The organism is Nitrospira sp. BLG_1 (assembly GCF_047338595.1).
In the GTDB taxonomy this organism is placed as follows: Bacteria; Nitrospirota; Nitrospiria; order Nitrospirales; family Nitrospiraceae; genus Nitrospira_D.
Map to the genome: position 1 here is coordinate 1 of NZ_JBLFBO010000114.1, position 2,077 is coordinate 2,077.

General features: G+C 54.8%; 1 protein-coding gene and 1 pseudogene. Both read right to left on the minus strand.

Features of this window, described 5'->3' with window-relative positions; all coding sequences use genetic code 11:
• A pseudogene (locus ACMTNU_RS20530) lies at positions 1-1,805 on the minus strand (hypothetical protein); the annotation flags it as partial.
• Positions 1,805-2,077: hypothetical protein (locus ACMTNU_RS20535; protein WP_413937150.1), on the minus strand; the 273-nt coding region annotated here is incomplete at its 5' end. The gene ACMTNU_RS20535 and the pseudogene ACMTNU_RS20530, both read right to left, overlap by 1 nt.

A 2,077-nucleotide genomic window follows, 5' to 3' on the forward strand; every position in this document is an offset into this window, starting at 1 on the left:
CTCCAATTCCCCTGCGTAAACCGGACAATGATTTTCGCAATGGAAAACGAGGAATTCAGCGTGTCGTTTTCACCAACAATCTTTATCTTGAGCGCATCTCCATCTAACCGCATCCACCGATCCGTATCGGTCAACGTCTTGGCTTTGCTTAAGATGCCGTTCTGATAGACCTTCATGACGACACTGTTGTTCGAGCTGCCATCCGAAAATATCACTTCCAGCTCCTTCATGTTCACGTTGGCGTTACTATTAGTCGGACGAAATTCCTTCGTTTCAAACCGCGCCATGTAGCCTACGCCGTCTTTCGATCTGGCAGGCTGATCGAGCCGATAGATAAACCCGTTGGAGCTACCGGCGAGCAATACAGGGTCCGCCGTCGTTGGATCTCGGTAGATCGCTAGCGACTCGTATTCGTCGCGCGTCGAAACGAACGGCTGTACATCGCGCACCCCTGCCGACGTATCAGAACGATGAAGATCGAATCCGATGAGGACATGATTTGTTGGAAACCCTGATCCAGAAATCACGTTAGGGTTCGGTGAAAATCCGAACATGAGCTTACGTTTCGTGGGATAGTATACGCCGACCGGGGTTGGGTATGACGCGAAACCGCTCCATGCTGCCGTCGAGAGCTTCGAGAAATCCACGAATTCATTGATGTAGGGGCCAATCTCTAGCCCCTTCACAGCCGACGATTGCACATCTCCGTACTGCTGCACGGCTGACAGCGCATGAATGAATCCGTCAGGTGAGACGAAGTAGACTTCATCATCGGCCTCGACGATCGATGCCTGGGCAATCGCGCCCACGTATCTCGATACCCTCTTCCATCCCCAATCTGCCGTATCGAGGCTGTCATCGTCGAGCACATAAATACCGTAGGGGAACTTAAATAGGTAGGCCTTGCCCCTCCACGAAATGCCCCCGATAATGATATCTCCCTCGCCAGGGTACACCTGAAAATAGAGAGAGCCGGAGTTAATGTAGTCGTTATGGTTATTCAGGACCGAACTGTACACGGCATGCGGAACCTGACCGCCACCACCAGCCCACATCCGGCCATTGTGCATGAATCCCCATCGAGGGAAATTCGCGCCGTTGACCCAATCTGACGGCATGGTCGCACGATGGACGGTGTGCGTCCCTGTGCCGTTGCTCGTGATATTGACGGCCGCCCCACCGACACTGCCAGAGACTTGGAACGTGTTGGCTGCGGCGTTGACGACATACAGCTTTGACGCCTCGGCGATTCCTCCGGGAAGCGCCCCTCCGCTGTTGGAGAAAAACACTTGCGTGCCGTTCGCGAGGCCATGCGCCGTGCGCGTAAAGGTCTCCGTCGTGCTATCAGCCGTGACCGTGCCGACCGGCGATCCGAGCTGAAACAGCACCGAACTTGAGCCTTGGGTATACACCAGCGGGACGCTGACTGAGAGTCCGAAATAGTACAGCGCCTTTGACGTGCCGTTATAGCCCTCGACGAAATGGCCGTGGTATGTGGTTGAATCTGGCGCAAGGGTTTTTGTAATGCCGCTTGACCCCACCACCACGAGCCGACCCGTCATGGTCGCAACCACCAGCTCATTGTCTGACACTCGAAAGTTGTGCATGGCACGGACGGACGGATATGAGCCGGTCACCGCCGTGCTGTTGAACTTGACGGCCCCCCCGTCCTTCTCCCAGGTGTCATGCTCATACGTCAGTGATTCCATGGAGACGAGATCGGTATCTCTCAAGACATAGGGGCTTTTAGACGCATTGAGCCCGCCTTGCCCGCATGGGATTTCAACGCTGTCGAGATTGCGCATTATGTCATTCCCAACGTGGCCGAGTGTTTCGGTGCCACATACAACCTGCCGGACTGAGACGGAATGTATTGATCGACCATCGACCGCAATTTACCCTCCCCCATGGCAGCGTAATCCTTAGCTTTCGAGTCGTCTTTATTGAGCAGCAGGAGTGAGGCGGCGAGCTTGGCAATGATGGATCGATGCTCGCGAGGGACTCTCGGCGTATCGGCGCCCTCATTGCCGGAAAAGTCCAGATCGTGAAAGACGGTGTAGTCATGCTCAATGTTCAG